At 43.1% G+C, this 24,082-nt stretch carries 28 protein-coding genes; 14 read left to right on the top strand and 14 right to left on the bottom strand.

Annotated elements, in window-relative coordinates; translation table 11 throughout:
- The first annotated feature begins 17 nt into the window (after window positions 1–17).
- The 9 genes from urtB (at window position 18) to MOF34_RS09240 (ending at window position 7,162) form a co-directional block, all read left to right on the top strand.
- A complete protein-coding gene (gene urtB / locus MOF34_RS09280; protein WP_268399937.1) occupies window positions 18–920 on the top strand; it encodes an urea ABC transporter permease subunit UrtB in 903 nt (300 codons plus the stop codon).
- A gap of 11 nt (window positions 921–931) precedes the next feature.
- Complete coding sequence (urtC, locus tag MOF34_RS09275) at window positions 932–2,002, top strand: urea ABC transporter permease subunit UrtC (RefSeq protein WP_268399935.1); 1,071 nt, start codon at window positions 932–934, stop codon at window positions 2,000–2,002.
- On the top strand, window positions 1,977–2,726 hold the full coding sequence (urtD, locus tag MOF34_RS09270) for an urea ABC transporter ATP-binding protein UrtD (RefSeq protein ID WP_268399934.1): 750 nt from the start codon (window positions 1,977–1,979) through the stop codon (window positions 2,724–2,726). Before urtC ends, urtD begins: the two co-directional genes overlap by 26 nt.
- Window positions 2,723–3,424, top strand: coding sequence for an urea ABC transporter ATP-binding subunit UrtE (gene urtE, locus MOF34_RS09265; protein WP_268399932.1), 702 nt, complete (start codon window positions 2,723–2,725; stop codon window positions 3,422–3,424). The genes urtD and urtE overlap by 4 nt, the downstream gene beginning before the upstream one ends.
- Window positions 3,425–3,523: 99 nt before the next feature.
- On the top strand, window positions 3,524–3,841 hold the full coding sequence (ureA, locus tag MOF34_RS09260; protein ID WP_003227724.1) for an urease subunit gamma: 318 nt from the start codon (window positions 3,524–3,526) through the stop codon (window positions 3,839–3,841).
- Window positions 3,838–4,212, top strand: coding sequence for an urease subunit beta (gene ureB, locus MOF34_RS09255; RefSeq protein WP_019716007.1), 375 nt, complete (start codon window positions 3,838–3,840; stop codon window positions 4,210–4,212). The genes ureA and ureB overlap by 4 nt, the downstream gene beginning before the upstream one ends.
- Window positions 4,209–5,918, top strand: a complete 1,710-nt coding sequence (gene ureC / locus MOF34_RS09250; RefSeq protein WP_268399930.1) for an urease subunit alpha — start codon at window positions 4,209–4,211, stop codon at window positions 5,916–5,918. The genes ureB and ureC overlap by 4 nt, the downstream gene beginning before the upstream one ends.
- Window positions 5,919–6,050: 132 nt before the next feature.
- Window positions 6,051–6,452, top strand: coding sequence for an Rrf2 family transcriptional regulator (locus MOF34_RS09245; RefSeq protein ID WP_268399929.1), 402 nt, complete (start codon window positions 6,051–6,053; stop codon window positions 6,450–6,452).
- Between the two features lie 68 nt (window positions 6,453–6,520).
- Entirely contained in the window at window positions 6,521–7,162 is a 642-nt protein-coding gene (locus tag MOF34_RS09240) for an NAD(P)-dependent oxidoreductase (protein WP_019716004.1), read from the top strand.
- 34 nt (window positions 7,163–7,196) lie between these two features.
- On the opposite strand, the gene MOF34_RS09235 is transcribed toward MOF34_RS09240, so the two are convergent.
- Window positions 7,197–7,586, bottom strand: a complete 390-nt coding sequence (locus MOF34_RS09235; protein ID WP_268399927.1) for a DUF5362 family protein — start codon at window positions 7,584–7,586, stop codon at window positions 7,197–7,199.
- A 144-nt stretch (window positions 7,587–7,730) separates the two neighbouring features.
- Between MOF34_RS09235 and MOF34_RS09230 the strand changes: the two genes are divergently transcribed.
- Complete coding sequence (locus MOF34_RS09230; protein ID WP_268399925.1) at window positions 7,731–8,504, top strand: MerR family transcriptional regulator; 774 nt, start codon at window positions 7,731–7,733, stop codon at window positions 8,502–8,504.
- A gap of 21 nt (window positions 8,505–8,525) precedes the next feature.
- Here MOF34_RS09230 and cls read toward each other — a convergent pair whose 3' ends face one another.
- Window positions 8,526–9,974 carry a cardiolipin synthase gene (gene cls / locus MOF34_RS09225; protein ID WP_268399923.1) on the bottom strand — a complete coding sequence of 483 codons (1,449 nt, stop codon included), beginning with the start codon at window positions 9,972–9,974 and terminating at the stop codon, window positions 8,526–8,528.
- A gap of 243 nt (window positions 9,975–10,217) precedes the next feature.
- Here cls and MOF34_RS09220 point away from each other — a divergent pair, with 243 nt between their 5' ends.
- Window positions 10,218–10,655 carry a DUF5392 family protein gene (locus tag MOF34_RS09220; RefSeq protein ID WP_268399921.1) on the top strand — a complete coding sequence of 146 codons (438 nt, stop codon included), beginning with the start codon at window positions 10,218–10,220 and terminating at the stop codon, window positions 10,653–10,655.
- Window positions 10,656–10,776: 121 nt separating this feature from the next.
- On the opposite strand, the gene pseI is transcribed toward MOF34_RS09220, so the two are convergent.
- The 7 genes from pseI to MOF34_RS09185 form a co-directional block, all read right to left on the bottom strand.
- Complete coding sequence (pseI, locus tag MOF34_RS09215) at window positions 10,777–11,826, bottom strand: pseudaminic acid synthase (protein WP_268399919.1); 1,050 nt, start codon at window positions 11,824–11,826, stop codon at window positions 10,777–10,779.
- A 63-nt stretch (window positions 11,827–11,889) separates the two neighbouring features.
- Complete coding sequence (gene pseH / locus MOF34_RS09210) at window positions 11,890–12,480, bottom strand: UDP-4-amino-4,6-dideoxy-N-acetyl-beta-L-altrosamine N-acetyltransferase (protein WP_268399917.1); 591 nt, start codon at window positions 12,478–12,480, stop codon at window positions 11,890–11,892.
- A 14-nt stretch (window positions 12,481–12,494) separates the two neighbouring features.
- A complete protein-coding gene (gene pseG / locus MOF34_RS09205; RefSeq protein ID WP_268399915.1) occupies window positions 12,495–13,586 on the bottom strand; it encodes a UDP-2,4-diacetamido-2,4,6-trideoxy-beta-L-altropyranose hydrolase in 1,092 nt (363 codons plus the stop codon).
- Window positions 13,587–13,601: 15 nt separating this feature from the next.
- The gene (locus MOF34_RS09200) at window positions 13,602–14,360 is read right to left on the bottom strand and encodes a glycosyltransferase family protein (protein WP_268399913.1); all 759 of its coding nucleotides are present in this window, start codon (window positions 14,358–14,360) and stop codon (window positions 13,602–13,604) included.
- 11 nt (window positions 14,361–14,371) lie between these two features.
- Window positions 14,372–15,568, bottom strand: coding sequence for a UDP-4-amino-4,6-dideoxy-N-acetyl-beta-L-altrosamine transaminase (gene pseC / locus MOF34_RS09195; protein WP_268399912.1), 1,197 nt, complete (start codon window positions 15,566–15,568; stop codon window positions 14,372–14,374).
- A 14-nt stretch (window positions 15,569–15,582) separates the two neighbouring features.
- Window positions 15,583–16,527, bottom strand: a complete 945-nt coding sequence (locus tag MOF34_RS09190) for a GDP-mannose 4,6-dehydratase (RefSeq protein ID WP_268399910.1) — start codon at window positions 16,525–16,527, stop codon at window positions 15,583–15,585.
- Between the two features lie 19 nt (window positions 16,528–16,546).
- Complete coding sequence (locus MOF34_RS09185) at window positions 16,547–17,551, bottom strand: SDR family NAD(P)-dependent oxidoreductase (protein WP_268399908.1); 1,005 nt, start codon at window positions 17,549–17,551, stop codon at window positions 16,547–16,549.
- A 516-nt stretch (window positions 17,552–18,067) separates the two neighbouring features.
- Between MOF34_RS09185 and MOF34_RS09180 the strand changes: the two genes are divergently transcribed.
- On the top strand, window positions 18,068–18,253 hold the full coding sequence (locus MOF34_RS09180; protein ID WP_419901028.1) for a DUF5392 family protein: 186 nt from the start codon (window positions 18,068–18,070) through the stop codon (window positions 18,251–18,253).
- Between the two features lie 111 nt (window positions 18,254–18,364).
- Here the strand turns inward: MOF34_RS09180 and MOF34_RS09175 are convergent, their stop codons facing one another.
- The 3 genes from MOF34_RS09175 to MOF34_RS09165 all read right to left on the bottom strand — a co-directional run bounded on the left by MOF34_RS09175 (window position 18,365) and on the right by MOF34_RS09165 (window position 21,383).
- Complete coding sequence (locus MOF34_RS09175; protein WP_268399906.1) at window positions 18,365–20,155, bottom strand: N-acetylneuraminate synthase family protein; 1,791 nt, start codon at window positions 20,153–20,155, stop codon at window positions 18,365–18,367.
- 221 nt (window positions 20,156–20,376) lie between these two features.
- The gene (locus MOF34_RS09170) at window positions 20,377–20,895 is read right to left on the bottom strand and encodes a DUF5362 family protein (protein ID WP_268399904.1); all 519 of its coding nucleotides are present in this window, start codon (window positions 20,893–20,895) and stop codon (window positions 20,377–20,379) included.
- Window positions 20,892–21,383 (bottom strand): GNAT family N-acetyltransferase, encoded by a 492-nt coding sequence (locus MOF34_RS09165; protein WP_080010384.1) that lies wholly within the window; start codon window positions 21,381–21,383, stop codon window positions 20,892–20,894. The genes MOF34_RS09170 and MOF34_RS09165 overlap by 4 nt, the downstream gene beginning before the upstream one ends.
- Window positions 21,384–21,523: 140 nt before the next feature.
- On the opposite strand from MOF34_RS09165, the gene spoIIQ reads away from it, so the two are divergent.
- Complete coding sequence (gene spoIIQ, locus MOF34_RS09160; protein ID WP_268399902.1) at window positions 21,524–22,396, top strand: stage II sporulation protein spoIIQ; 873 nt, start codon at window positions 21,524–21,526, stop codon at window positions 22,394–22,396.
- Window positions 22,397–22,506: 110 nt separating this feature from the next.
- A complete protein-coding gene (locus MOF34_RS09155) occupies window positions 22,507–22,944 on the top strand; it encodes a VanZ family protein (protein ID WP_268399901.1) in 438 nt (145 codons plus the stop codon).
- A 25-nt stretch (window positions 22,945–22,969) separates the two neighbouring features.
- On the opposite strand, the gene bcrC is transcribed toward MOF34_RS09155, so the two are convergent.
- Together bcrC and MOF34_RS09145 are read right to left on the bottom strand one after the other, a co-directional pair.
- Entirely contained in the window at window positions 22,970–23,551 is a 582-nt protein-coding gene (gene bcrC / locus MOF34_RS09150; protein ID WP_268399899.1) for an undecaprenyl-diphosphate phosphatase BcrC, read from the bottom strand.
- A gap of 179 nt (window positions 23,552–23,730) precedes the next feature.
- On the bottom strand, window positions 23,731–24,081 hold the full coding sequence (locus MOF34_RS09145) for a P-II family nitrogen regulator (protein WP_003221829.1): 351 nt from the start codon (window positions 24,079–24,081) through the stop codon (window positions 23,731–23,733).
- Between the last annotated feature and the right edge of the window lies 1 nt (window position 24,082).

Here is a 24,082-nt window from a genome sequence, read left to right as displayed (position 1 = left end):
AGGGGAGGAGGCGGAGCATGTCTGTCGTCGTAACTCAATTATTTAACGGGATCAGTCTCGGTTCTATTTTGATTCTTATTGCGATTGGATTGGCCGTTACATTCGGTTTGATGAACATTATCAATATGGCGCACGGTGAGCTGATTATGGCAGGAGCCTACACGACTTATGTCACTCAACAGCTGTTTTTAAGCTATTTGCCGGCTTCTCTGTTTTCTTACTATTTTTTAATCGCGATCATCATGGCGTTTGGGGTTGCGGCGCTTATTGGGATTGTCATTGAAAAAGTGATTGTCAGGCGACTATATGATCGTCCGCTCGACAGCCTTTTGGCGACGTGGGGGGTGAGCTTGATCCTGCAGCAGGCAGCCAGATTGATTTTTGGCGCGCCGAATGTGGCTGTCAAGTCTCCTGAATGGCTGACGGGAGGGGTGACGCTGTTTTCGGTTACCTTTCCGTATAAAAGGCTGTTTATTTTGGCGCTCGTTCTTTTTACGCTGGCATTGCTCGGTTTCTATTTATTTAAAACCTCTGCAGGGCGGCGGATGCAGGCGGTTACGCTGAACCGGAGCATGGCATCGTGTCTCGGCGTATCTGTGAGAAAAACAGATACATTGGCTTTCGCGCTCGGAAGCGGACTGGCCGGTATCGCGGGGAGCTCACTCACATTGCTCGGTTCAATCGGGCCTACTCTCGGTTCGTCGTACCTCATAGATGCCTTTATGATTGTCATATTAGGCGGAATTGGAAGATTAAAAGGCACCATTATCGGCGCAGTGACGGTCGGTTTGCTGAGCACATTTGTTGAGTATTCCACAAGCGCTACGATCGCAAAGGTAGTCGTGTTTGCATGTATTATTCTCTTTCTGCAATGGAGGCCTTCAGGTCTTGCAAGTGTCAGAACGAGATTACTTGATTAGGAGGGAACCGGATGAAGCGGTTTTCACAATTCAGTCCGTATCTGGTGATGTTTGCCCTTTTTATCGCCGCTCCGTTCTTTCTGCAGGAGTTTCGATTAGGGCTGTTGGCGAAGTTTTTATGCTTTGCGATTGTAGCGGTCGGCATTTGCCTGATTTGGGGATATACAGGCATTTTGAGTTTGGGGCATGGTGTCTATTTCGGATTGGGCGCTTACTGCATGGCCATGTACTTAAAAATAGAAGCCTCACCGTCAGGCATTCCTGATTTTATGGAGTGGACCGGCGTGAGTGAACTGCCGTGGATCTGGGCAATGTTCAGGTATCCTTTAAGTGCGATTGCCGCAGCTGTTATTGTGCCTGTCTTTTTGGCCTTTTTACTCGGTTACTTTACCTTTCGCAACAACATAAAGGGTGTTTATTTTTCGTTGATCTCTCAGGCTGTTGTGGTGGTTGTCGTCACATTGTTCATCGGCAGCCAGGACATCACCGGCGGGACGAATGGACTCACGAATTTCTATACCATTTTTCAATATGCTCTGGCAGATCCTGCTATGAAGCAGATTTTGTATTTTACCACAGTCTTTTTCCTCGGTGTTTCTGTCGTGTTTGCTTTGTTTCTGACGAGAAGCCGTTTTGGGCGGCTATTGCAGGCGGTGCGCGACGGAGAAAGCAGGGTCCGCTTCTTCGGATATCACTCCACCGTTTTTAAAGTGTTTATTTACTGTGTATCAGCTGCGATGGCGGGGATTGCCGGGATGCTGTTTGTGCTTCAGGATGGGATGATCTCGCCGGAAATGATGGGCATCATCCCTTCGGTGGAAATGGTGCTGTGGGTCGCGATCGGCGGGAGGCACTCCATTTTTGGCGCGGTGCTTGGCGCGCTGTTAACGAACGGCATGAAAAGCTATTTAAGCGAGTATTACCCTGACATTTGGCTGTACTTCCTCGGCGCGCTGTTTATCATCGTCGTGCTCTATATGCCAAAAGGGATTGTCGGGCTGTTCGAGAAGATGAGAACCCAGCTTCCTTCCTCGAAAAAGAAAGGAGCGGCTGCTTATGAAACCGATACTTACCTGCCGTGACGTGAAGGTTGAGTTTGACGGGTTTTGGGCCTTGCAGGGCGCTGATATCAGTGTGCAGGAACACGATATCCATTTTCTGATTGGGCCGAACGGCGCCGGAAAAACGACTTTGCTGGACATCATATGCGGAAAAACGAAGCCGCATTCGGGTGAAGTGCTATTTCAGGAAACGAATGAATTGACAAAGAATCGGGAATATCAGATTGCCAAACTTGGGGTCGCCAGAAAGTTTCAGGCTCCGAGTGTCTTTACGCAGCTGACTGTGTTTGAAAATCTCGAGCTTGCCATGAAACAGAAGAAAACGATCTTTTCACTGCTGACAGCTCGTATGACAAAAGAGCAAAGTGACAGGATTATAGACATCCTGCGGCTGATTGGGTTAGATGGCAAACGGGATCTAACAGCTGGCAGCCTGTCACACGGACAGAGGCAATGGCTTGAGATCGGCATGCAGCTCGCCATGGAGCCGAAGCTTTTGCTGCTGGATGAACCGATTGCGGGCATGACGGGAAAGGAGCGCGAAAAAACTGGAGCGTTGTTAGAAGAAATAGCAAAAACGTGCTCTGTTCTGATTGTCGAGCACGATATGGATTTTGTGCGGTCGTTTTCCAGAAAAGTCACGGTCATGCATGAAGGCAAAGTGCTTTGTGAGGGGTCGATGGATGACATCACAAGCAATGAAGAGGTGGCAGCGGTGTATTTAGGAAGGGGCGGTGTGTCATGATTGCCGTAAGGAATGTAACGTCTGGTTATGATCAATCGATGGTTTTGCACAGCCTCAGTATGGAGGTTCGCCCGGGGCAGATTGTTGCTGTATTAGGCCGAAATGGAGTCGGCAAATCTACCTTGCTGAAAACAATCATAGGCCTGCTTCCGGCAAAACAGGGGGATATTCGTTTTAATCAAACGTTTGTTCAAAACGAAAAGGCGGAAACACGGGCAAGAACGGGAATTGCGTATGTTCCGCAGGGAAGAGACATCTTTTCCTCCTTAACCGTTCGTGACAATCTGCTGCTTGGGGAAGAGCCGCTTCCGAAGAAGGAGAGAATGGGGGAGGTCAAGGAAGACATTTTTCAGTGGTTTCCTGTTTTAAAGAAGATGCTTGACCGCAAAGGCGGCGATTTAAGCGGAGGCCAGCAGCAGCAGCTAGCAATTGCCAGAGCGCTGATGGGAAATCCGAAAATTATTTTACTTGATGAACCAATGGAAGGAATTCAGCCGTCAATTATCGAACTAATCAGACAATTTATCATAGAAATTTCCAGAAAAAGAGACATTTCCGTTGTTTTAGTCGAGCACAGTCTGGAAAATGCGTTAACGTGTGCTGATTATCTTTATGTGATCGACAGGGGAACGGTTGTCGACCATGGAAAGGCCGATGAAGAAACGGCACGCCGCTTTGAAAGGCATCTTACCGTGTGACCCGATACTTGAAGAAAGGGAGGTGATGTCCCGCCTGCATGTTCCACAAATTCGCAGTAACCGCATCCGCTTTATACGACAAAAGAAGGAGGACTACAGATGAAACTGACACCGGTTGAACAAGAGAAATTGCTCATTTTCGCGGCGGGGGAATTAGCCAAACAGCGCAAGGCGCGGGGCGTTCTGCTCAACTACCCTGAGGCTGCCGCTTATATTACCTGCTTTATCATGGAAGGCGCACGTGACGGAAAGGGAGTAGCCGAGCTGATGGAAGCCGGCCGCCATGTGTTAACGGAAAAAGATGTGATGGAGGGTGTTCCTGAGATGCTGGACAGCATTCAGGTGGAGGCCACATTTCCGGACGGCGTGAAGCTTGTTACGGTACATCAGCCAATTTCTGCGGAGGTGAAGTCATGAAGCCGGGAGCATTCCAAATTGCTGAGGGAACGATTACGATTAATGAAGGCCGTGAGACACGGGAGGTAGCGGTAAAAAACACCGGATCACGCTCCATTCAAGTCGGGTCACATTTTCATTTTGCGGAAGCCAACGGGGCATTATCATTTGACCGTGAACAGGCGATCGGCATGCGCCTTGATGTTCCATCAGGCACGTCGGTCCGTTTTGAGCCGGGCGAGCAGAAAACGGTGACGCTTGTGGAAATTGGGGGCCGAAAGACAATAAGAGGTTTGAACGGAATGGCCGACACGTTTATCGATGAACGCGGCAAAGAAAAAACGTTAGCCAACTTACATCAAGCCGGCTGGATGGAGGGTGTAATCCGATGAAAATGTCAAGGGAGCAATACGCAGAGCTGTTTGGCCCGACAACGGGCGATAAAATCAGATTGGGCGATACGGATTTATGGATTGAAGTCGAAAAGGATTTCACAATATATGGTGAAGAAATGATCTTTGGGGGCGGTAAAACGATCCGTGACGGCATGGGCCAAAACGGCAGAATCACAGGGAAAGACGGCGCTTTGGATTTGGTCATCACCAACGTCACACTTTTGGATTACACAGGCATTGTCAAAGCGGATGTCGGTGTGAAAGACGGCCGGATTGTCGGCGTCGGAAAAAGCGGCAACCCTGATATCATGGACGGAGTCGATCCGCATATGGTCATCGGCACGGGTACAGAGGTGATTTCCGGCGAAGGCAAAATTTTAACAGCTGGAGGAGTGGACACGCATATTCATTTTATATGTCCTCAGCAAATGGAAGTTGCGCTTTCTTCAGGTGTGACGACGCTTTTGGGAGGCGGCACAGGACCTGCTACAGGAAGCAAAGCGACAACATGTACGTCCGGCGCATGGTATATGGCAAGGATGTTGGAAGCGGCCGAGGAGTTCCCAATTAATGTCGGCTTCTTAGGAAAAGGGAATGCATCCGAAAAAGCGCCGCTGATCGAGCAGGTAGAAGCAGGCGCCATCGGCCTTAAACTTCATGAAGACTGGGGCACGACGCCAAGCGCGATCAAAACGTGTATGGACGTCGTCGATGAGGCTGATATTCAAGTCGCCATCCATACCGATACCATTAACGAAGCGGGCTTCCTGGAAAACACGCTCGACGCGATCGGGGACCGGGTGATTCATACCTATCACATTGAAGGAGCTGGCGGCGGCCACGCCCCGGATATTATGAAGCTTGCCTCTTATGCAAACATTCTGCCGTCATCCACAACGCCAACCATTCCTTATACCGTTAATACGATGGATGAGCATCTTGACATGATGATGGTCTGCCACCATTTAGATGCGAAAGTGCCTGAAGATGTGGCATTCAGCCATTCGAGAATCAGGGCTGCGACCATTGCGGCAGAGGACATTCTCCATGACATCGGAGCGATCAGCATGACATCATCGGATTCCCAAGCGATGGGGCGTGTCGGTGAAGTGATCATCCGAACATGGCAGGTAGCCGATAAAATGAAAAAGCAGCGCGGCGCTCTTGCCGGCGAAAACGGAAACGATAATGTGCGTGCAAAACGCTACGTTGCCAAATACACAATTAATCCGGCGATTACTCACGGGCTCAGCCATGAAGTCGGCTCTGTGGAAAAAGGAAAGCTCGCAGATCTCGTTCTGTGGGATCCGGTATTTTTCGGCGTAAAACCGGAACTGGTATTAAAGGGTGGCATGATTGCACGTGCGCAAATGGGAGATCCGAACGCGTCCATCCCGACTCCTGAACCGGTGTTTATGCGCCAAATGTATGCGTCTTACGGAAAAGCCAATCGCTCAACCTCCATTACATTTATGTCTCAGGCAAGCATTGAGCGGGGGGTGGCGGAAAGCCTAGGGTTGGAAAAAAGAATTTCTCCTGTCAAAAATATAAGAAAGCTGAGCAAGCTGGATATGAAATTGAACTCAGCATTGCCGAAGATTGAGGTTGACCCAAAAACCTATCAGGTCTTCGCTGACGGAGAGGAATTGTCTTGCCAGCCTGTCGATTATGTTCCGCTCGGACAACGATATTTCTTATTCTGACAAGACGCGGCCGGAGTGCATCCGGCCGTTCTATTGACTCAAAACGGTGCACAAGAACCCCTCTGTAGTGTATATTAAATGTTGACAAACGAATTAATTGTAACTATTATAGTTACAACGGTGGTGAAAAACATGATTAACAGCCGTCTTGCTGTTGCCATTCATATTTTATCCCTCATTTCGATGGATGAAAAAGAGTCTTCAGAAACCATCGCTGGCAGCGTCAACACCAATCCTGTTGTCGTGCGAAGAATGATCAGCATGCTGAAAAAAGCGGATATTCTCACATCCCGAGCCGGGGTGCCGGGTGCAAGCCTCAAAAAAGATCCGGCTGATATTTCTCTTTTAGAAGTCTATCGGGCTGTCCAAAAACAAGATGAACTCTTTGCGATTCATGAAAACCCGAATCCGAACTGTCCGGTAGGGAAAAAAATTCAAAACGCATTGGATGAAACGTTTGAAAGTGTGCAAAAAGCGATGGAAAATGAGCTGGCAAGCAAGTCATTAAAAGATGTTATGAATCATCTCTTTTAATCAAAAGAGATGACTTCATCACCGCTAACATGTAACTAAAATTGTTACAAATAAGGAGGAAATGAATAGTGAAAATTGGAATTATTGGGGCGAGCGGAAAAGCAGGAAACGAGATTTTGAAAGAAGCGAAAACAAGAGGCCATGAAGTGACGGCCATCGTCCGAAACGCTTCAAAAGTGCAGGAACAGGATATAGCGATTTTGGAGAAAGATGTGTTCGAACTGACTTCAGAAGACATCAAGCCTTTCGATGCGGTTGTAAATGCTTTTGGAGCAGCACCTGGCCAGGAACACCTTCACGTTGAGGCAGGCAGAGTGCTAATCAACATCTTAAAGAATGCGAAAGACACAAGATTGCTTGTCGTCGGCGGAGCAGGAAGCCTGTTTGTTGATGAAGCCAAAACAACCCGTTTAATGGATACACCGGAATTTCCGAAAGAATATTTGCCGACTGCATCAAATCAAGGGGAAAACCTAAAAGATTTGCAGCAAACAGACTCCATTTCCTGGACGTTCCTCAGCCCTGCGGCATTTTTTGATCCGGCAGGAAAACGGACGGGTTCTTATCAAAAAGGAAAAGACCATGTCATCGTAAACGAAAAAGGTGACAGCTATATCAGCTATGCAGATTACGCCATTGCTGTATTGGATGAGCTTGAACAACCTGCACACAAAAATGAACGCTTCACAGTGGTAAGCGAAGCGGAATAATGAAAAACCCGGAGTTTCCTCCGGGTTTTTCTCATTAATAAGTGCTGTACGTATTATAATCGCTGAAAAGGCCGTCAGCAATCCCAAGCATTAAGAAGACAAAGAAGGCGATAATCGCAAGAAGGGATATAGCAATGCTTACGATTAAATAAATCCCTTGCATCTTTACAAACTTCGCGTAATTCTCCAGCATTAAATCTTCAGACTGTTCGCTATTGTGTTCAGCCATTTGCCCTGCTTCTTTAGCTGAACGCATCAGAAAGATTCCGGAAATAATTTGCAGTACGCCCGGCACGGCACCGATTAAAAAAAAGAACGCGCCTGAAAGCGCGGTAATTGCGCCCATAATAATAAATAAAATGCCTGTCGCTTTTCCCCATTTTGAAATGCTTATGAGGGTTTTGTTCATTGTTTCAGGATTCATGTACCTGGCTCCCCTTTACAAAAAAATACTCACTTTTCTTTTATACACTATTTGTGTGAAGTTTTGTATATAAAGAATAACATTTTTGGGATTGACCCTGACGCTGCGTGTTTGTTTACGATAGATGAAGAGGAGGGGTTATAGATGAAATACCAAGTCAAACAAGTGGCGGACATAGCAGGTGTCAGCATTCGGACGCTTCATCACTATGATGATATACAGCTTCTGAATCCTTCAGCGCTTACTGAGGCAGGGTATCGTTTGTACAGTGATGCAGATCTGGAAAGGCTCCAGCAGATTTTATTTTTCAGGGAAATTGGGTTTCGTCTGGATGATATAAAAGAGATGCTGGATCATCCGAATTTTGACCGGAGAGCAGCACTTCAGTCGCAAAAGGATATGTTGATGAAGAAAAAACAAAGAATGGAGGAGATGATTCAAACGATTGACAGGACGCTTCAGTCTATTGAGGGAGAAGAACATATGAATAAGCGGGATTTATTTGCTGGGTTAAGCATGAAAGACATTGAAGAGCACCAGCAGACATACGCTGATGAAGTCAGAAAGCTGTATGGAAGAGAAATTGCAGATGAGTCAGAGAAAAGGACATCTGCATACTCGGCGGGCGATTGGCGTGGGATCATGGCTGAAATTGATTCGATTTACAGACGTATTGCGGCACGAATGATACACGGCCCTGATGATGAAGAGGTTCAGTCCGCTGTGGGGGCGTTCCGTGATCATATTTGCCAATATCATTACGATTGCCCACTTGGCATTTTCAGAGGGCTTGGAGAAGTGTATATCACTGACGAACGATTTACAAATTCAATCAATCAATATGGAGAAGGCCTTGCCGCTTTTTTGCGGGAGGCGATCAACATTTACTGTGACCAACAGGAAAAACCCCGGCTGTAAAGGCCGGGGTTTTGGCACATCTTATAAAATTGGCGACAACAGGCGCGAGACGGATTCTTTAATTCGAATCCACAAGGGGCGCTGCAGGTATTCCTCATAGGTGTATTTTCTGGATACAAGCAAATCTTCTTTAAATGTAGAAACCAGTTTTTTCGCAATTGTGATATCATAAATAAATGCATTAACCTCAAAGTTCAGCCTAAAGCTTCGGACGTCAATATTCGCTGTGCCGACTGATGCAATTTCGTCATCCACTACGATGGTTTTCGCGTGAATAAAGCCGTTATCATAGATATAGACAGTGGCTCCGGCTTTTAACAGCTCGCCGATGTACGAAAGTGTCGCCCAGTATACAAAGGCATGATCAGGCTTGTTCGGGATCATAATGTTGACGTCAATGCCTGACAGGCACGCGATCCTTAAAGCATCCAGCAGGCTTGCGTCGGGGATAAAATAAGGCGTTTGAATCAATATGGAACGCTTTGCATTCGAAATCATTTTAATGTAGCCATTTTTAATTTGTTCCCATTCGGAATCCGGGCCGCTTGTGACAATTTGCATCCCGACGTTGCCTTTTGGGCCGTAATCAGGAAAGTGAGTCGGAATATACGTCAGCGTATGGTGATGGGAGGCCTGGTTCCAGTCAAGGATGAAACGTGTCTGGATGGCGTGCACGGCTGTTCCCTGGAGCCGGATATGCGTATCGCGCCAATAACCGAATTTCGGATTAAGCCCGAGATACTCATCTCCGACGTTAAAACCTCCGACATAACCGATTATTCCGTCTATGATGACAAGCTTTCGATGGTTCCGGTAATTCAACCTCAAGTTAATTGGCCTGAGCTTTGAAGGGAAAAAGACCTCCACATGCCCACCGGCCTCACGGAGTTCTTTAAAAAACTTCTTTCTCAGCGTTCTGGACCCGAGTTCATCATAAAGCACCCTGACCTGAACGCCTTCTTTCGCTTTTTGGATCAGAGCGTCCCGTAATTTTTTGCCTAATTCATCACCTTTATAAATATAATATTGTAAGTGGATATGATCCTTAGCCTTTTCAATATCATTCAGAAGCCGCTGAAACTTATCCCGACCATCTGTAATGACGTCAACTGAATTATCCTCTGTAAACACCGCATGGTTATTCATGATCAGCATATAAATTAAATCTTTGTTATCAAAGGTCGCCCGGTTGTTAAATTGAAATTGCTTGTTTTCTAAATCCTCAAGCTGATGCTTCAGCAGCTTTTCAATTCCGATCTTTTTTCGGTCCTCCCATTGAAACAAATGCTTACGCCTGAGATTATGGCCGAATAATAAGTATAAAATAAAGCCTAAAACGGGAATAAAGAAAAGAACAAGCAGCCACGCCCAAGATGCGCTGGCATCGCGCCGTTCTTTAAAAATGACAATAATGGCCAAAAGAATATTCAAAATGAAAAAAAGTGATAGAAGGATGGAAAAAATACTCACTTTGTAACCCCGCTCATTCATATTTATCAAGAAGATTGCCATTAGTATTCCATGTATAACAGCGATCTGATTCCCATTACAAATTATAACACTCACATTTTAAAAGAATAAAGAGCGGTGATCCAGATTCTTCGTGAAAAATACGGGCAGATTTCTTTAAAACCAGCTTGCACCTGCGTTAAAATAAACACATATGATAACGTCCGTGAAGCCTTGCAACATCAAATAAAGGGGGAGGATTACATGAACTTTTACAGAGTCGAACAAATGCCGGGGTTCATTAAAACAGAAATGCAAAAAATTCAAAAGGCCGTACAGCCTTTCATGAAAAAAACCGTCATTTACCGTTTTCTTGCGATTCCGCTTGCTGCATTCTCTCTCTTTAATTTAGCAGCTTTTCTATTTCACGCTTCAGCTGACAGGGAGTCCCTGATCAGCGCAGGCATATTCGCCCTTTTGGCGGCGCTTGGGCTGGCATTTTTCAAAGAAGCAGGCTATCAGCATAAACAAATCCAAAAAACGGTTCACATCTATATGCTGAACAGGATCAGAAAGAGCGAAATCCTTTCAGAAGAGCGGAAAGACTCCTACACGCGACAGATTAAGGAAGAACCGTTTGCGATGCGAAGTTTTGTGGAATTTTTGACCGAGGAAGACAGACGCAAAAAAATGCAATTTTAAATCAAAAAGAGCTGAACACCAGAACTGCACCCCGATTTACTGAAAAGATCAGGGTGCAGTTTTTCATGACTTTCTCTCGTTCTTTAAAGCGGAGAGGGCGAACTAAGAGGTGGTATATAAACTATAATGAATCCCATTTCAGCGGTGTTCCTGCTGCAAAATGTTTCTTAGCTGTTCTGCCGATAATGATTTCATAGAATTTTGGTTCCAAGCCATAACCGGGTCGCACGACCTTAATGTTGTCTTCTGTGAAAATATCTCCGGCTTTTATATCTTTTTTTACATAAATAGAGCGGCGGAATTTAAGCGAAACTTTTTCCTCGTCAGTGGGCCCATACGTTATCTGTCCTAATGCTTGCCACGCCCTTTCAGTTTCAACGACAAGCTGCTTTAGTTCAGAGGGTTCCAGTGAAAAGGCAGAATCTACGCCGCCATCAGCTCTTGATAAAGTGAAATGTTTCTCAATTATAGTTGCGCCTAGAGCGACACTAGCGACAGCAACTCCTGTTCCCATTGTGTGATCCGATAAACCGACTTGGCAATTGAATAATTCTTTCATATGAGGGATCGTAGAAATATTTGTATTTTCTGGTGATGCCGGGTAGGTGCTAGTGCATTTTAGAAGTATTAATTCTTTACAGCCGGCTTCTTTGGCGGCCTTTATTGATTCATCAATTTCTGCTACTGTAGCCATTCCGGTTGAAATGATAATGGGTTTACCTGTAGCAGCCACCTTTTTGATAAGAGGGATATCAGTATTTTCAAATGAGGCTATTTTATATATAGGCACACCCAGGTCTTCCAAAAAGTCGACAGCCGATTCATCAAATGGTGTACTCAAAGGGATCATTCCAAGTTCCCGGCATTTATCGAAGATTGGTTTATGCCATTCCCATGGGGTATAAGCTTGCTGATATAATGTATAGAGCGTTCTTCCGGACCAGAGACTATCCTCATCCTCAATTTTAAAATCTTTCGTATTCATATTTAATGTCATCGTGTCAGCGGTATATGTTTGTATTTTTAAGGCGTGTGCACCTGCTTTGGCAGCTTCTTCTATAATGTTAAAAGCGCGTTCTAACGATTGGTTATGGTTCCCGGACATTTCCGCAATAATAAACGGAGGATCATTTGGCCCGATTTTTCTTCCTTCTATATTGATTTCTTTCATTTTTGCACCTCCTTGTAGTTTACAGTAATAGAGGCAAAGCAAAGGACTTAGACCAAGTGGTTTTCAGATCATCAGTTCATTAAAATTTGTATCAAGGTCTTTTTTATCTATTCCTCTATCAGCTAATTTCTTCATCACTTTCTGTTTTTCCGCCATCCATTCTTCCTTTAAAAGACCGTATCTGATCACATCAAGATATCTATTATTCCTTGCGATATGGTTTCGGAAATGACCTTCTTTGCTGAAACCAAGTGATTGATGATAAGATAAACTTTTTTCGTTATTCGATAGGACTTCTCCGTATACTTTCTCAACCTCTAACTGCTGAAATGCCCATTCTAATGCTAAAAATCCCATGACAGAACCGGAGCCTTTTTGACTCTGGGCCTCTCCGATATAAAAACCCCAATAGCAGTGGTTATTTTTATGATCAACATCTTTAAAACTTACAAATCCAGTGTCTGTATGATCAATTGTAAAGATAAAATAATGTTCTGTTTTGGAGGAATTCACATTCTTGAACCATTGCTGATGCTGTTTTTCAGTAATAATTTGGTCGTTATACATTGATTGTCTGATTCTTTCATCGTTTCGCCAACGGAGAACTGTGTCCAAGTCTTTTTCTTTTAATGTCCTAAGGGAGTATTTGAACATAGATTTAGCCTTCCTTACTTTAAAATTTCGAATAAAAGGTTTTGGCGATAATCATTATTTCCTTCTAGCAGCATTCTGGCTTTTCTTGATATTTGTTGCAGGGACAAGGGGTTATTTATCATTTCTTGAATGGCTGAGGCGATATCTGATTCATGGACTGATTCTTTCGGTCCCAGATATTTAATCGCGCCTAATTGATTAAGCGTTAACGCAATCGATTCTTGATTTTCTGCGACGGTGATTACGATGGCTGGAAGGCCGAGATAACAGCGCTCCCAAGTAGTTGATCCGCCCGCACCTATTGCCAGGTCGGCATTATACATTAATTCTGCCATATGATTCACTTGGCAGTGAAAGCTGCAAAAGGAATGTTTTTTACAAATGGCTTCAATTTCATTCTTGTGAGTATTGGTATGTCCAATTACGATATCAAGCTTAATATCCTGGGGGGTAAGCTGCTGAAAGGCTTTAATCACCTTTTTCGTTTCATTAGTGGGATCACTGCCCCCAAAAAAGACAAAAATCTTTTTTACATTTCCATCGCAGTTTTTGTGATTGGGTTGAAAAGAATAAAACTCGTCTCGCAATAAGACATATTTTGGTCCTAAAAATTGTTTGCAGCTTTTGGGGACTAGATTGACATACCGGTCTTTATAATGATGATATAGATTCTGATCCAATAATATATCACAATCGTGTGAACGATCAGCTAAGTCATCAATCACCATCACTTTTTTCACATGCTTTTTTACTTTCATCTCCCAATTGATATCAATTGCGTAGTGATCAATGATAAGGGTGGAAATGTCTTTGTTCATGTCTTTCATCGCGCTAATGGTTTCAGCTGAGTCAACATACCAAGGGACACCAAGCCAATCAGAATGGGGAGTTGCTTTAGGAATGAAAACATTCTTTTTAGGTTTTGGAAGCATAATGAGATCAAACTGCTTCTCTCGGATGAGCTCCGCTAGATGACCTTGTAAGTTTCGGCAGACAAATATAATATTTGCTCCCTTTTTACGCAACGCATGAGCGAGCGTGAGGCACCTCATGACATGACCTGTTCCTATTTCAATTGAAGCATCTGTTCTGAAAAGAATATTCATCACAGCACCTCATGATCACTTGGATTTATTTTCGGTATCATTGATGGTTTCTTTTTGTTCTATTCGGGCATTGAGTAATGACCATTCCGGAAACTTATTCAATAATGTTAAGGTATCTTCTAGGCTGAAGTCAGGTTTAGTTGGGTATAGTTTTTCAATAATTTTTTTGATTAATAAAAAATCCTCCGGTGTATCTACAGTCCATCTATGCCGTTTCTGATTTTCGGTATAGGTGATATTAGCTAAGCTGAATCGATCCGGGTTCATGTAAATAAAGGGTGTAACATGTTCCCGTTCGTAGTCAAGGCTGGACTCAAGATGAGCTGTTTCTAGCGAAGAAGCAGAAAAAACCTCTATATCCATTCCGCGGGGATAGGTTCGTTGTAAGGTGTTAGACACATAATCATACTGGCCATTTGCGTCCAGGTAACATTTTATTACCTTGTCAATCACACGATAATCAATAATAGGGCAGTCAGAGGTTAGCCGGACGACAGTTTCGGCGTTGCTTAATTTTGCTGCTTCGTAAAACCTTGATAAAACATCGTTTTCTGATCCGCAATAATGAGCAAGAGATAATTTCTTACTTAACTCAACAATGGGGTTATCTATCACATTTGTTGTGGTGGCGATCACTATATCATCAATAAGTGTTGCCCTTTTGACCCTCTCAATTTGATATTCCAGCAAAGGTCTATTCAACACTTTTTTTAACACTTTACCCGGCAATCTGCTGGAGCCCATCCGTGCTTGGATAATAGCCGTTACTTTCAACTAACCACCTCCTACGAATAGTAATTTACTACTTTTTTTAATGCTTTTATAACATCGTCTGCATCTTTTTCGTTCATTGATTGAAACAAAGGCAAGGTGATCATTCCTTTATACAGCTTTTCGGCATTTGGACATAAGCCCTCTTGGTATCCTAAACGCTGATAATAGGGATGTAAATAAACAGGTATATAGTGTACGTTAACACCTATATTTTCTTTCTGCATGGCGTTGAAAATGTCATCACGACTTCCTTTAAGTGAATCTAGCTTTAAGTCAATAATGTAAAGGTGCCAGCTTGAGGTTGAGGCTGCATCTTGAATTGGGAGATGAATGTGGGGGATTGCTTTTAATTTTTCGTTATAGGTCCTGGCAAGATGTCTTCGTTTTTCAATAAAATCATCTAATTTTTGCAATTGGCTGATGCCTAATGAAGCTTGGATATCTGTCATCCGATAATTGAATCCTAGAAAGTGCATTTCGTAGTACCACGATCCATGGTTTTGGCTTAGCTTTTTAGGATCACGGGTAATTCCGTGACTGCGGAATTGGAGCAGCTTCTCATAATATTCTCTATTATTAGTTGTTATCATTCCGCCTTCGCCGGTTGTAATATGTTTAACAGGGTGGAAACTAAACATTGTCATATCACTGATTGAACCGATTGTTTCCCCTTTATATGAAGCGCCTAATGCATGTGCAGCATCTTCAATCACGATCAAGTTATTGGCTTTTGCGATTTTTTGAATCTGATCATGATTTACCGGCTGTCCTGTGAAATCTACCGGTATAATGGCCTTTGTTTTGGGAGTGATCAGCTTTTCAATAGAATGAGGGTCAATATTGTAGGTTAGCGGGTTAATATCGGCGAAAACCGGTTTGGCTCCCATGTACAGAATGCAATTGGCACTTGCCGCAAATGTGATGGGTGTCGTAATGACTTCGTCTCCCTGTGAAATTCCCGCAGCAAAGCAAGCAGCATGCAAAGCAGCTGTTCCGCTGGAAAATGCAACAGCATAGCGGCTGCCAACATAGTCTGCGACTTTTTCTTCGAATACGTCGATTGCGGGTCCGGTTGTTAAATAGTCTCCCCGTAAAACATCAACTACTGATTGTATATCATTTTCATCTAACCATTGTCTGCCGTATGGAAGATAGGAATCTCTGACAGGCTTACCGCCCGTAATTGCTAATTTATTCTCACTGGTCATCTTACATTCTCCTATTAAATGAGATTCGTACTTTTGATCCATTCTTCTGTTTTTCTTATCCCTTCCTCTAAACTGACCTGTGGGCTCCAGTTAAGAAGTTTCTTTGCTTTTTCGTAGTTACATAACAATTTTGGAATTTCACTTTGAGGATGGATATGCTCTACATGATGAATCTTTTGCTTATCGCCTACAATTAATTCTGCTAATTCATTAATAGATATATCTCTTCCAAGACCTGCGTTTATAATTTCACCGTTTGCTTTTGGGGAATAACCAGCCTGCACGACGAAATCAGCACAATCCTCTACATATAAAAGATCACGGGTTTGTGTGCCGTCACCATATATATGCAGCTTTTTGCCGTCCAATTTATTTTTTATAAAAATAGCGACTACTCCGCCTTCACCGCCTGTTTTTTGGTAAGGCCCATACGTATTAAACGGACGTATAACCACCGCAGGCAGACCGTATGCGTGATAATAGGAGAGGACCATATTTTCAGCCGCGATTTTTGATCCGGCATAAGGAGAAGCAGGTTTAATAGGGTCTGTTTCTTTAATACCTTCAGCAAATGCAGCTCGGTCATATACCATACAGGTACTCATAAAAACAACTTTTACATTATGCTTCTTGCATAATTCTAAAATGTGAAAGGTGCCAATTGTGTCGTTTTCAAATGTGGTTTTCGGATCGTCAATGCTATCTTGTACGTTTATGCTTGCACCCAAATGATAGCAAATATCAAATTTTTTCAAGAAAAGATCTTCTAATGTTTTTACATCCTTTATATCCCCATGGATAAATTCGATAAAACCTGGGTCGTTCCTCAGGTCTTCTATATTTTCTAAACGCCCATTCGATAAATCATCCAATACCCATACTTGATGACGGTCTTCTAATAATTTCTTCACAACCCATCTGCCGATAAAACCTGCTCCTCCAGTAACGAGAACCTTCATGATCATCTTCCTTCCCGAATTAAATTAAATTTTGCGATTTTAATAATGCAAGGACCTCTTCTTTTGAAATTTGCTTCTGATCATTTGAACTATAAGTCCCTTCAGTTGCTTTTTTCGCTTGGGTATACTGATTTTTCTCCCGATAAGTTGAAGGTATCACAAACATGTCAGGCAGCTCCAAAGCCGTTGTCGACTCGTCATATGTCATGAGTTCTTCATACATTTTTTCACCGGGGCGCAACCCGATTTCCTGTATTTCTATCTCATCAATCTTCATATTGTGTTTTTTACTTGTTTCTTCAACAACGACTGACACTAAGTCATGGAGTGATATAACCGGCATTTTTAATATGAAGATTTCTCCGCCCTGAGATTCCTTTAGTGCACTAATTAATAATGATGTTGCCTGATCCAGTGTCATCATAAAGCGGTTCATCTTTAAATCTGTAACAGTCACTTTTTTTTGCGTTAAGATTTGTTCTATAAACAAGGGAACTACGGAACCCCTTGAACCAATTACATTTCCAAACCGAACACATGAAAAGACCGTCGCAGCATTTCCCTTACTGTATTCTGCAGCGGAAATTAATCTTTCAGCTGTGAGTTTTGTTGCTCCATATGCATTTGTTGGTGATATTGCTTTATCCGAACTTGTAAAAACTACTTTTTTCACGTTTTGGGCAACAGCTGCTTTAATGACATTATTGGTTCCTATAATGTTGGTAAGGACTGCTTCATATGGATTGTATTCACAAGCGGGAACATGCTTCATGGCAGCTGTATGGAAGACGTAGTCAATGCTGTCCATTGCATTTAACACCCGGTCATAATCTCGCACATCTCCTATTAAAAATCTAATATTTTTTCTGGTTCCAATTTCATTTTCCAGCATAAATTGTTTATATTCATCTCTGCTAAATATACGAACAACCTTTGGCTGATCCTTAAGAATTTGTTTTAGCAGGCTTTTTCCGATCGTACCTGTTCCGCCAATTATGAGTATTTTTTTGTCTTTGAAAAACACAAGTATATTCACTTCCTTTTTCTTAAATGGATGGAAAAATGTCAGATATTGAAGTATATGCTTGTTACAAGACGCTGTGTTTACTCTCGCCTAATCGAATTCAACTATTATTTTAAAAGCCATAAAAAAGTAGAGATGAAGGGCGATATTGTAACAGGATATCGTGGGGGAGAGGAGGAAAAGCTGCTTAGTGGCCTAAGTGTATAAAAAATAGAAACAAATGCTTTGTCATCATAGAAAACGTATAACAGTCTGTCTTGATCGTTTCTAACATCTAAGATAGGGATGCTATACAAAGTATGTCGCACTGAAGAGCGTGCCTGGATGAATGACGATAACACAGAGAATTTGAGGAGAACATAAAAAAGGCATGAGTCCGGTTCAATACCGTAGTCACGCCTCTACTACTCAAATCTGTTTTTTAAGGTCAACCCCCCCCACACTTTTAATCAAACACCGGATCATCCTCTATAAATATAATATTGTAAGTGGATATGATCAGCTGACAGGGAGCCCCTGATCATCGCAGGTATATTTGCCCTTTTGGCGGCGCTTGGGCTGGCATTTTTCAAAGAAGCAGGCTATCAGCATAAACACATTCAAAAAACGGTTCACATCCATATGCTAAAAAGAGCGAAATCCTTTCAGAAGAGCGGAAAGACTCCTACACGCGACAGATTAAGGAAGAACTGTTTGCGATGAGAAGTTGTGACCGAGGAAGACAGACGCAAGAAAATGCATTAAATAAGAACTGCACTCGAAATGTTGGGATTTGGGCAGTCTAATTAAAAATGCATCATTTTTGGGGAGATATTATTTGTTCTCCGTTGGCAACAACGTTGCTTTGTTGATTTCCTCCACTAGAGAAGACTGATCGATCCATTTGGTTGACACATCTTGATTTATTTTTGAAATATGTTGGTTTGCTGATAAATATTCTCTTAGCCGGCTGAAATAGAGCGGTTCGTTTTTGACATCCAGATTTCGATATATTTGTTCAAACAACTCTAGGTCTTTAGGTTCATCCAGCGTTAAACGCCAAGATGGATAATGGAGTTCTTCTGGCAGGCTGACTTGATTGATGGAAAATAGGGAAGGGTTGTTTAAAAAATAAAAAGAAAGATATTCTGTATGGGTTAACGGTTTTGGCTGCTGCACAAGCCGATGAAGGGCTTCAACAGTAATGACATTACCGGAAATCCCCGCTGAACTTGATAATTCCTGAGTGTAATCTGCTCCTTTTTGCAAGTGCCGGTCAATTAAATATTGAAGCACTTCAGGTGAAACCACTGGGCAATCACCTGTCACACGGATGATAATATCGGCTTTTGTTAAAGCTGCGGCTTCAAGCATTCTTTCTGCCACATTTTCAGGGGCGCCTCTCACGATTCTGACCTTTCCGTTTAGAGTGAAAGCTTCAAGTGGGTCGTCTTCAGGAAGATTTGACGTTGCCAATACAACTTCATGAACACCAGGGACAGCCAGGCAATTGATCAAACAGCGCTCAACAGATGGTATTCCGTAAATAGGGAGCAGCGCTTTTTTCGGCAAACGAGTCGATTTTAGCCGGCATATCACTGCTATCGCAATTGTTGGACTTTTTATTTCGTTGGGTGTAATGGGTTGGTTTAACGATAAATCAGCAGTTGCTACTTGAGGAAATGCGTCCTCGGCTTGTAAAGGCATTAATGCATTCTCATTTCCGCATCTTTTGGCGCTCGTTTTATCCAGTGTAATGATTTCTCCTTTTTTTATTTCCCGGTTGGCTGTCACGCGTAATGATGAATCATGCAAATACTTTCTTTCGGATGCATTTACTTCAGGTGAGCCAGCAGCTATTTGGGCCTGCTGGAGCTTTTCCGTCATCAGTTTGAATTCGTTTGGCTCTAGGGAAGAATAATAATCAAACCCTTTAGCTGCCCGTTGTAGGGTAATATGTTTTTCAATAACAGCTGCCCCTGAGAAAAATGCATAGACAGGAAGGTCGGCAGCAAGTGGATGTTCTGCGTCAATGTGATCAGCAAATCCAATTTGAACCTTGTATCTTTTTTGTAGATGTTGTATTCGTTTTAGGTTAATATCCTCTAATTTTGTCGGATACCCTTGAAATCCATGCATGAGAATGAGCTGATTTTCCATATGTTGTTTTACAAGCGACATCATCTGATCGATTTCTTCTTCGTACCACCCGCCAACTCCGATGAGCACAGGCTTCTCTGTCATACCGATCGTTTTCATGATTTCCGTGGATTGAAGGATGGTGGTTGGAAGCTTTATGCCATCAATATCATGCTGCAGGTGCAAAAAGAGCTCTGCCCCCCATGAATCGAAAATATCCACCCAAATTTCTAATCCAAGTCTTTTTCCATAAGCGACACAATCTTTCCATACATCTTCATTCAAAAACAGCTCGATATACGACTCATAAGCAAAAAAACACGGTGTTGCAATACAGTCATACTTGAACCACTGAAATTTTACACCATCTGCTCCGCTTTCTGCGGCAGCCTTGATGAGTGCTTTAAGGTTCTCCTCTTTTCCTTGATGGGCGTTTGCGATTTCAGCAATGACTTTTACTTTTTCCGGCAAGCTGCTATTTTCCACATGTCTCACTCCTTAACGTTATTGAGACAATCCTGCGGTAATACAAAGTTAGCAGGAGTCAGTCCTGATTGAAAATCTCTTTCTTTTATTGAATTATATGCTTTATAAAGGGCTCGATGCTTACGCCAGCATGCTTTGATTGATTACATATATAAAAGAAAAATAGGCAAATAAAAAGGCATGGTTCCGTCTTATATGGAACTCATGCCTCGTTCAATGGCTTATTCAAACACCGGATCATCCTCATAATAATAAGGATTCGGATCATCATACGTCTTGGTGTCCTCAAAAGCAGCAATTCCGATAACCACCAGCACGAAAATGACCAAAATGATCCCGATCAGGCCAGTGACGATACTGGATGCTGTGTAAAACAGCTGCATTTTAATAAATGTCCCGTAATTCTCAAGCATGCTTTCGCCAGCGCTGCCGGCAAGGTTTCCCTCGGCTTCCGCGGCCGCTTTTGCTGAACGCATCAGAAAAACGCCCGAAATAATGAGCAGTACGCCCGGGATGGCGCCGATGACTGTCACTAAGGTAGACAGAGTAACCAGCGATCCCATAATGATCAGCAAAATGCCTGACACTTTGCCCCACTTGGCAATGTCTGATAGCGACTTGACAGCAGAGGGGCTCAGCTGGCGGCTCTCATTTTCTGCAGGTTCAATCTCCTGGTCAGCGGGGGTATTTTCTTCATTATGATTTTCAATCTCATTTTCATCTTTATCCAGACTAATCATGACAGCTCTCTCCCTAAAATTTTTAAATCGTATCTTCTGCCGTCCATTTCGGCAATGCCGGGGAATAGTCCCCATTCTGCAAACCCGTGCTTTTCAAACAGCTTCAGGCTTGGTTTATTATGTCCGAAAATGAAGGCCATAAGTGAGCGGATTCCAAGATCCGGCGCAATTCGGAGCGCTTCCTGAAGCAAATACGATCCAACGCCTTTGCCGCGGCATGCTTCGTCAATGTATATGCTGACCTCCGCTGTTTTATTATAGGCGGGCCTTCCGTAAAATGTTTCAAAGCTGATCCAGGCAGCGACGTTTCCGTTTTCGTCCTCGGCAACATAGAGGGGGCGTGCCTCTGTATGGCCCAAAAACCATTCCATCCGGTCTTCGGGAGTTACCGGTTCGGTATCGGCTGTTACCATTCGAGAAGCAATCGTTGAATTATATATCGCAACAACAGCCTCCAGATCTTTATGTTCAGCTAGACGCAATGTCATGTTCATATGTTTTTGGCACTCCTCTCAAAAAAATGACATATTTTCGTATCAGTCTGCACAAACTACATCTAAAAAAGTTTTTTTGGATAGGTGTATATATTTTCAGAAAAGTGTTCAGAATGTTGCTGAGGTGATAAACAATGAGAGAGGAAGAAAAGAAAACTTCTCAAGTCAAAAAACTTCAGCAGTTTTTTCGTAAACGCTGGGTGTTCCCTGCAATTTACTTAGTCAGTGCGGCCGTCATTTTAACAGCTGTCCTTTGGTATCAATCTGTATCAAATGATGAAGTGAAGGATCAGTTGGCTGATAACGGCGGAAACTCCGCGTATGACAACAACGACGATGCAGTTGAAGTAGGAAAGTCAATGGAAAATGTCGCAATGCCGGTTGTTGATTCTGAAAACGTTTCTGTTGTGAAAAAGTTCTATGAAACCGATGCCGCAAAAGAAGAAAAAGAAGCAGCACTCGTTACCTATAATAACACGTACAGCTTAAGCAAAGGAATTGACTTAGCTGAGAAAGACGGAAAAGATTTCGATGTTTCTGCTTCTCTGAGCGGTACGGTTGTTAAAGCTGAAAAAGATCCAGTGCTGGGATATGTTGTAGAAGTAGAACATGCCGACGGATTATCGACTGTGTACCAATCTCTTTCTGAAGTAAGTGTTGAGCAAGGTGACAAGGTAAAACAAAACCAAGTGATCGGAAAGTCTGGCAAGAACCTTTACAGCGAAGACAGCGGAAATCACGTGCATTTTGAAATCCGTAAAGATGGAGTCGCAATGAACCCGCTGAATTTTATGGACAAGCCGGTTTCTTCTATTGAAAAAGCAGCAGCTGCTGAAGAAAAAGCTGCCACTGAAGAAACAGAAGAATCTATTCAGCAATCTTCCGAGAAAAAGGATGAATCGACTGAAAAAGGAACAGAAGAAAAATCCGGTGAGAAAACGGATGATTCAACTGACAAATCTGGATCTAAAGAAAGTGGCACAACAGAAGACACTGAACAGTCTTAATGAAGAAAACGTCTATCCTTGTGATGGGCGTTTTTTCTGTTACTCTTTTCTTTGTTTCACCGTCTATGTAGTCATACATAGACACGTTCGCTATAAAGGAGGTTATTGTCATGAACCGTCTATTGCTCGCGGGCTGGATCCTTTTTATTCTGCTCTCTGTTTGTACGGAAAGCTTCAGCGGCATGATCGTATCGCGAACGGTGGCTTTTCATTTTCAGCCGTACCCTGATCTGTCTCCATTTCTAGACATAGATTTTACTGAGCTTACTGTACCTGTAGCGCTTATCCAAAAAATCGGGCACGTATTTTGTTTCTTTGTGCTGACATATTTGCTGTTGAAACAGTGGGGCAGCATAAAATCTTCTGCCGCCGGCTCTTTCGCGTTTGCTTTTTTCACAGAAGTTCTTCAGCTCTTCTTCAGCAGGAACGGCTGTATTCGGGACGTGCTCATCGATACTGTTGGAATTGTATTGTTTTGTGGTTTATATGTGTTGGCGAAGCGGAGAAAGCTTGAAATGTCCGAAAAATATGAAAGCCGGCTGTCTTAGAATCAGACGCCGGCTTTTGTTTTTTCTAGAAATTTTGATCAGTTTGTTTCTTCGTCAGTTTATTGATGATGGTTTCATAGATTCTCACAATCAAATCGACGAATGGGCGAAGCAGATCTGAAAATCTAAAGAATAGGAACCCGATAATGATGGAGACAACAAGGCTGCCCAATACATCTACCGGATAGTGATGCCCTACCCAAATTCTCGAAAAGCCTGTCAAAAGCCCGAAAATGACAAGCGGCCAGCCGATTTTGCGGTTTCTAAATAGCATCGCAATAGAAATCGCTAACGCACCTGTAGTGTGGTCACTCGGAAAGGAAGCATCCGCATCATGCGGAATTAGCGTATGCACGGTGTGCGCAACGAACGGGCGCGGTTCGAAATAAACTTGCGTAATCAAAAAGTTGATGACAAGGCCCGCAATTCCTGTAAGTCCCGCGTAAAGCACATTTTTTCTGCTTTGCGTGTTCCCGAACAGCCAAATTGCCAACAGGATAAGGGCGTAGGCGACAATCGCATATTCTGTTATGAACACCATAATCGAATCGAGAACTGAATTGTGATGAGATAGTCCATGGATGGCTTTAAATATTTCGTAATTCAAATAATCACCTTTTACATTTTTACTAATAGACTCATTATACTCATAAAAAGTTTCAAATCAAAAAAGAGTTTGTTAAAATGCGTGACGCTTGAAGAGGATTCGAAGGGAGGACAGTGTTTATGGGGGTTTTTTCTATGCGAAAAAAAGAGATCCGGAATTCCGAATCTCTTCAATAACCATTACAGTGCTTCAGGTCCTTCCTCACCGGTGCGGATATTGATTGTATTGCTGATTTCATAGACAAATATTTTACCGTCACCCGGTGATCCCGTTTTCAGAACCCTTTTAGCGGTCTCAGTCACTTGGTCAACAGGGACCTTGCTGACCACAATTTCAATTTTCAAACGCTCATAAACATTGCTTTCTATTTTTACCCCTCTATAAAGCTCCGTGTGTGCTTTTTGAAGGCCGCAGCCGTGAACATTAGAGAAGGTCAGAGAGGTGACTCCGATTTTTCCGAGTTCCTGCTTCAGCTTTTCAAAATTTGCCGGACGTGTTACAATTTCTACCTTGAACATTTGACCGCTCATA

The sequence above is a fragment of the Bacillus sp. T17B1 genome (assembly GCF_026796395.1).
GTDB lineage: Bacteria > Bacillota > Bacilli > Bacillales > Bacillaceae > Bacillus > Bacillus spizizenii_A.
This window is presented reverse-complemented; position numbering and strand designations above follow the sequence as displayed.

Coding starts and splice junctions, on each gene's coding strand:
- urtB (WP_268399937.1), top strand. CDS start 18: ATGTCTGTCGTCGTAACTCAATTATTTAACGGGATCAGTCTCGGTTCT.
- urtC (WP_268399935.1), top strand. CDS start 932: ATGAAGCGGTTTTCACAATTCAGTCCGTATCTGGTGATGTTTGCCCTT.
- urtD (WP_268399934.1), top strand. CDS start 1,977: ATGAAACCGATACTTACCTGCCGTGACGTGAAGGTTGAGTTTGACGGG.
- urtE (WP_268399932.1), top strand. CDS start 2,723: ATGATTGCCGTAAGGAATGTAACGTCTGGTTATGATCAATCGATGGTT.
- ureA (WP_003227724.1), top strand. CDS start 3,524: ATGAAACTGACACCGGTTGAACAAGAGAAATTGCTCATTTTCGCGGCG.
- ureB (WP_019716007.1), top strand. CDS start 3,838: ATGAAGCCGGGAGCATTCCAAATTGCTGAGGGAACGATTACGATTAAT.
- ureC (WP_268399930.1), top strand. CDS start 4,209: ATGAAAATGTCAAGGGAGCAATACGCAGAGCTGTTTGGCCCGACAACG.
- MOF34_RS09245 (WP_268399929.1), top strand. CDS start 6,051: ATGATTAACAGCCGTCTTGCTGTTGCCATTCATATTTTATCCCTCATT.
- MOF34_RS09235 (WP_268399927.1), bottom strand. CDS start 7,586: ATGAATCCTGAAACAATGAACAAAACCCTCATAAGCATTTCAAAATGG.
- MOF34_RS09230 (WP_268399925.1), top strand. CDS start 7,731: ATGAAATACCAAGTCAAACAAGTGGCGGACATAGCAGGTGTCAGCATT.
- MOF34_RS09220 (WP_268399921.1), top strand. CDS start 10,218: ATGAACTTTTACAGAGTCGAACAAATGCCGGGGTTCATTAAAACAGAA.
- pseI (WP_268399919.1), bottom strand. CDS start 11,826: ATGAAAGAAATCAATATAGAAGGAAGAAAAATCGGGCCAAATGATCCT.
- pseH (WP_268399917.1), bottom strand. CDS start 12,480: ATGTTCAAATACTCCCTTAGGACATTAAAAGAAAAAGACTTGGACACA.
- pseG (WP_268399915.1), bottom strand. CDS start 13,586: ATGAATATTCTTTTCAGAACAGATGCTTCAATTGAAATAGGAACAGGT.
- pseC (WP_268399912.1), bottom strand. CDS start 15,568: ATGACCAGTGAGAATAAATTAGCAATTACGGGCGGTAAGCCTGTCAGA.
- MOF34_RS09190 (WP_268399910.1), bottom strand. CDS start 16,527: ATGAAGGTTCTCGTTACTGGAGGAGCAGGTTTTATCGGCAGATGGGTT.
- MOF34_RS09170 (WP_268399904.1), bottom strand. CDS start 20,895: ATGATTAGTCTGGATAAAGATGAAAATGAGATTGAAAATCATAATGAA.
- MOF34_RS09165 (WP_080010384.1), bottom strand. CDS start 21,383: ATGACATTGCGTCTAGCTGAACATAAAGATCTGGAGGCTGTTGTTGCG.
- spoIIQ (WP_268399902.1), top strand. CDS start 21,524: ATGAGAGAGGAAGAAAAGAAAACTTCTCAAGTCAAAAAACTTCAGCAG.
- MOF34_RS09155 (WP_268399901.1), top strand. CDS start 22,507: ATGAACCGTCTATTGCTCGCGGGCTGGATCCTTTTTATTCTGCTCTCT.
- MOF34_RS09145 (WP_003221829.1), bottom strand. CDS start 24,081: ATGAGCGGTCAAATGTTCAAGGTAGAAATTGTAACACGTCCGGCAAAT.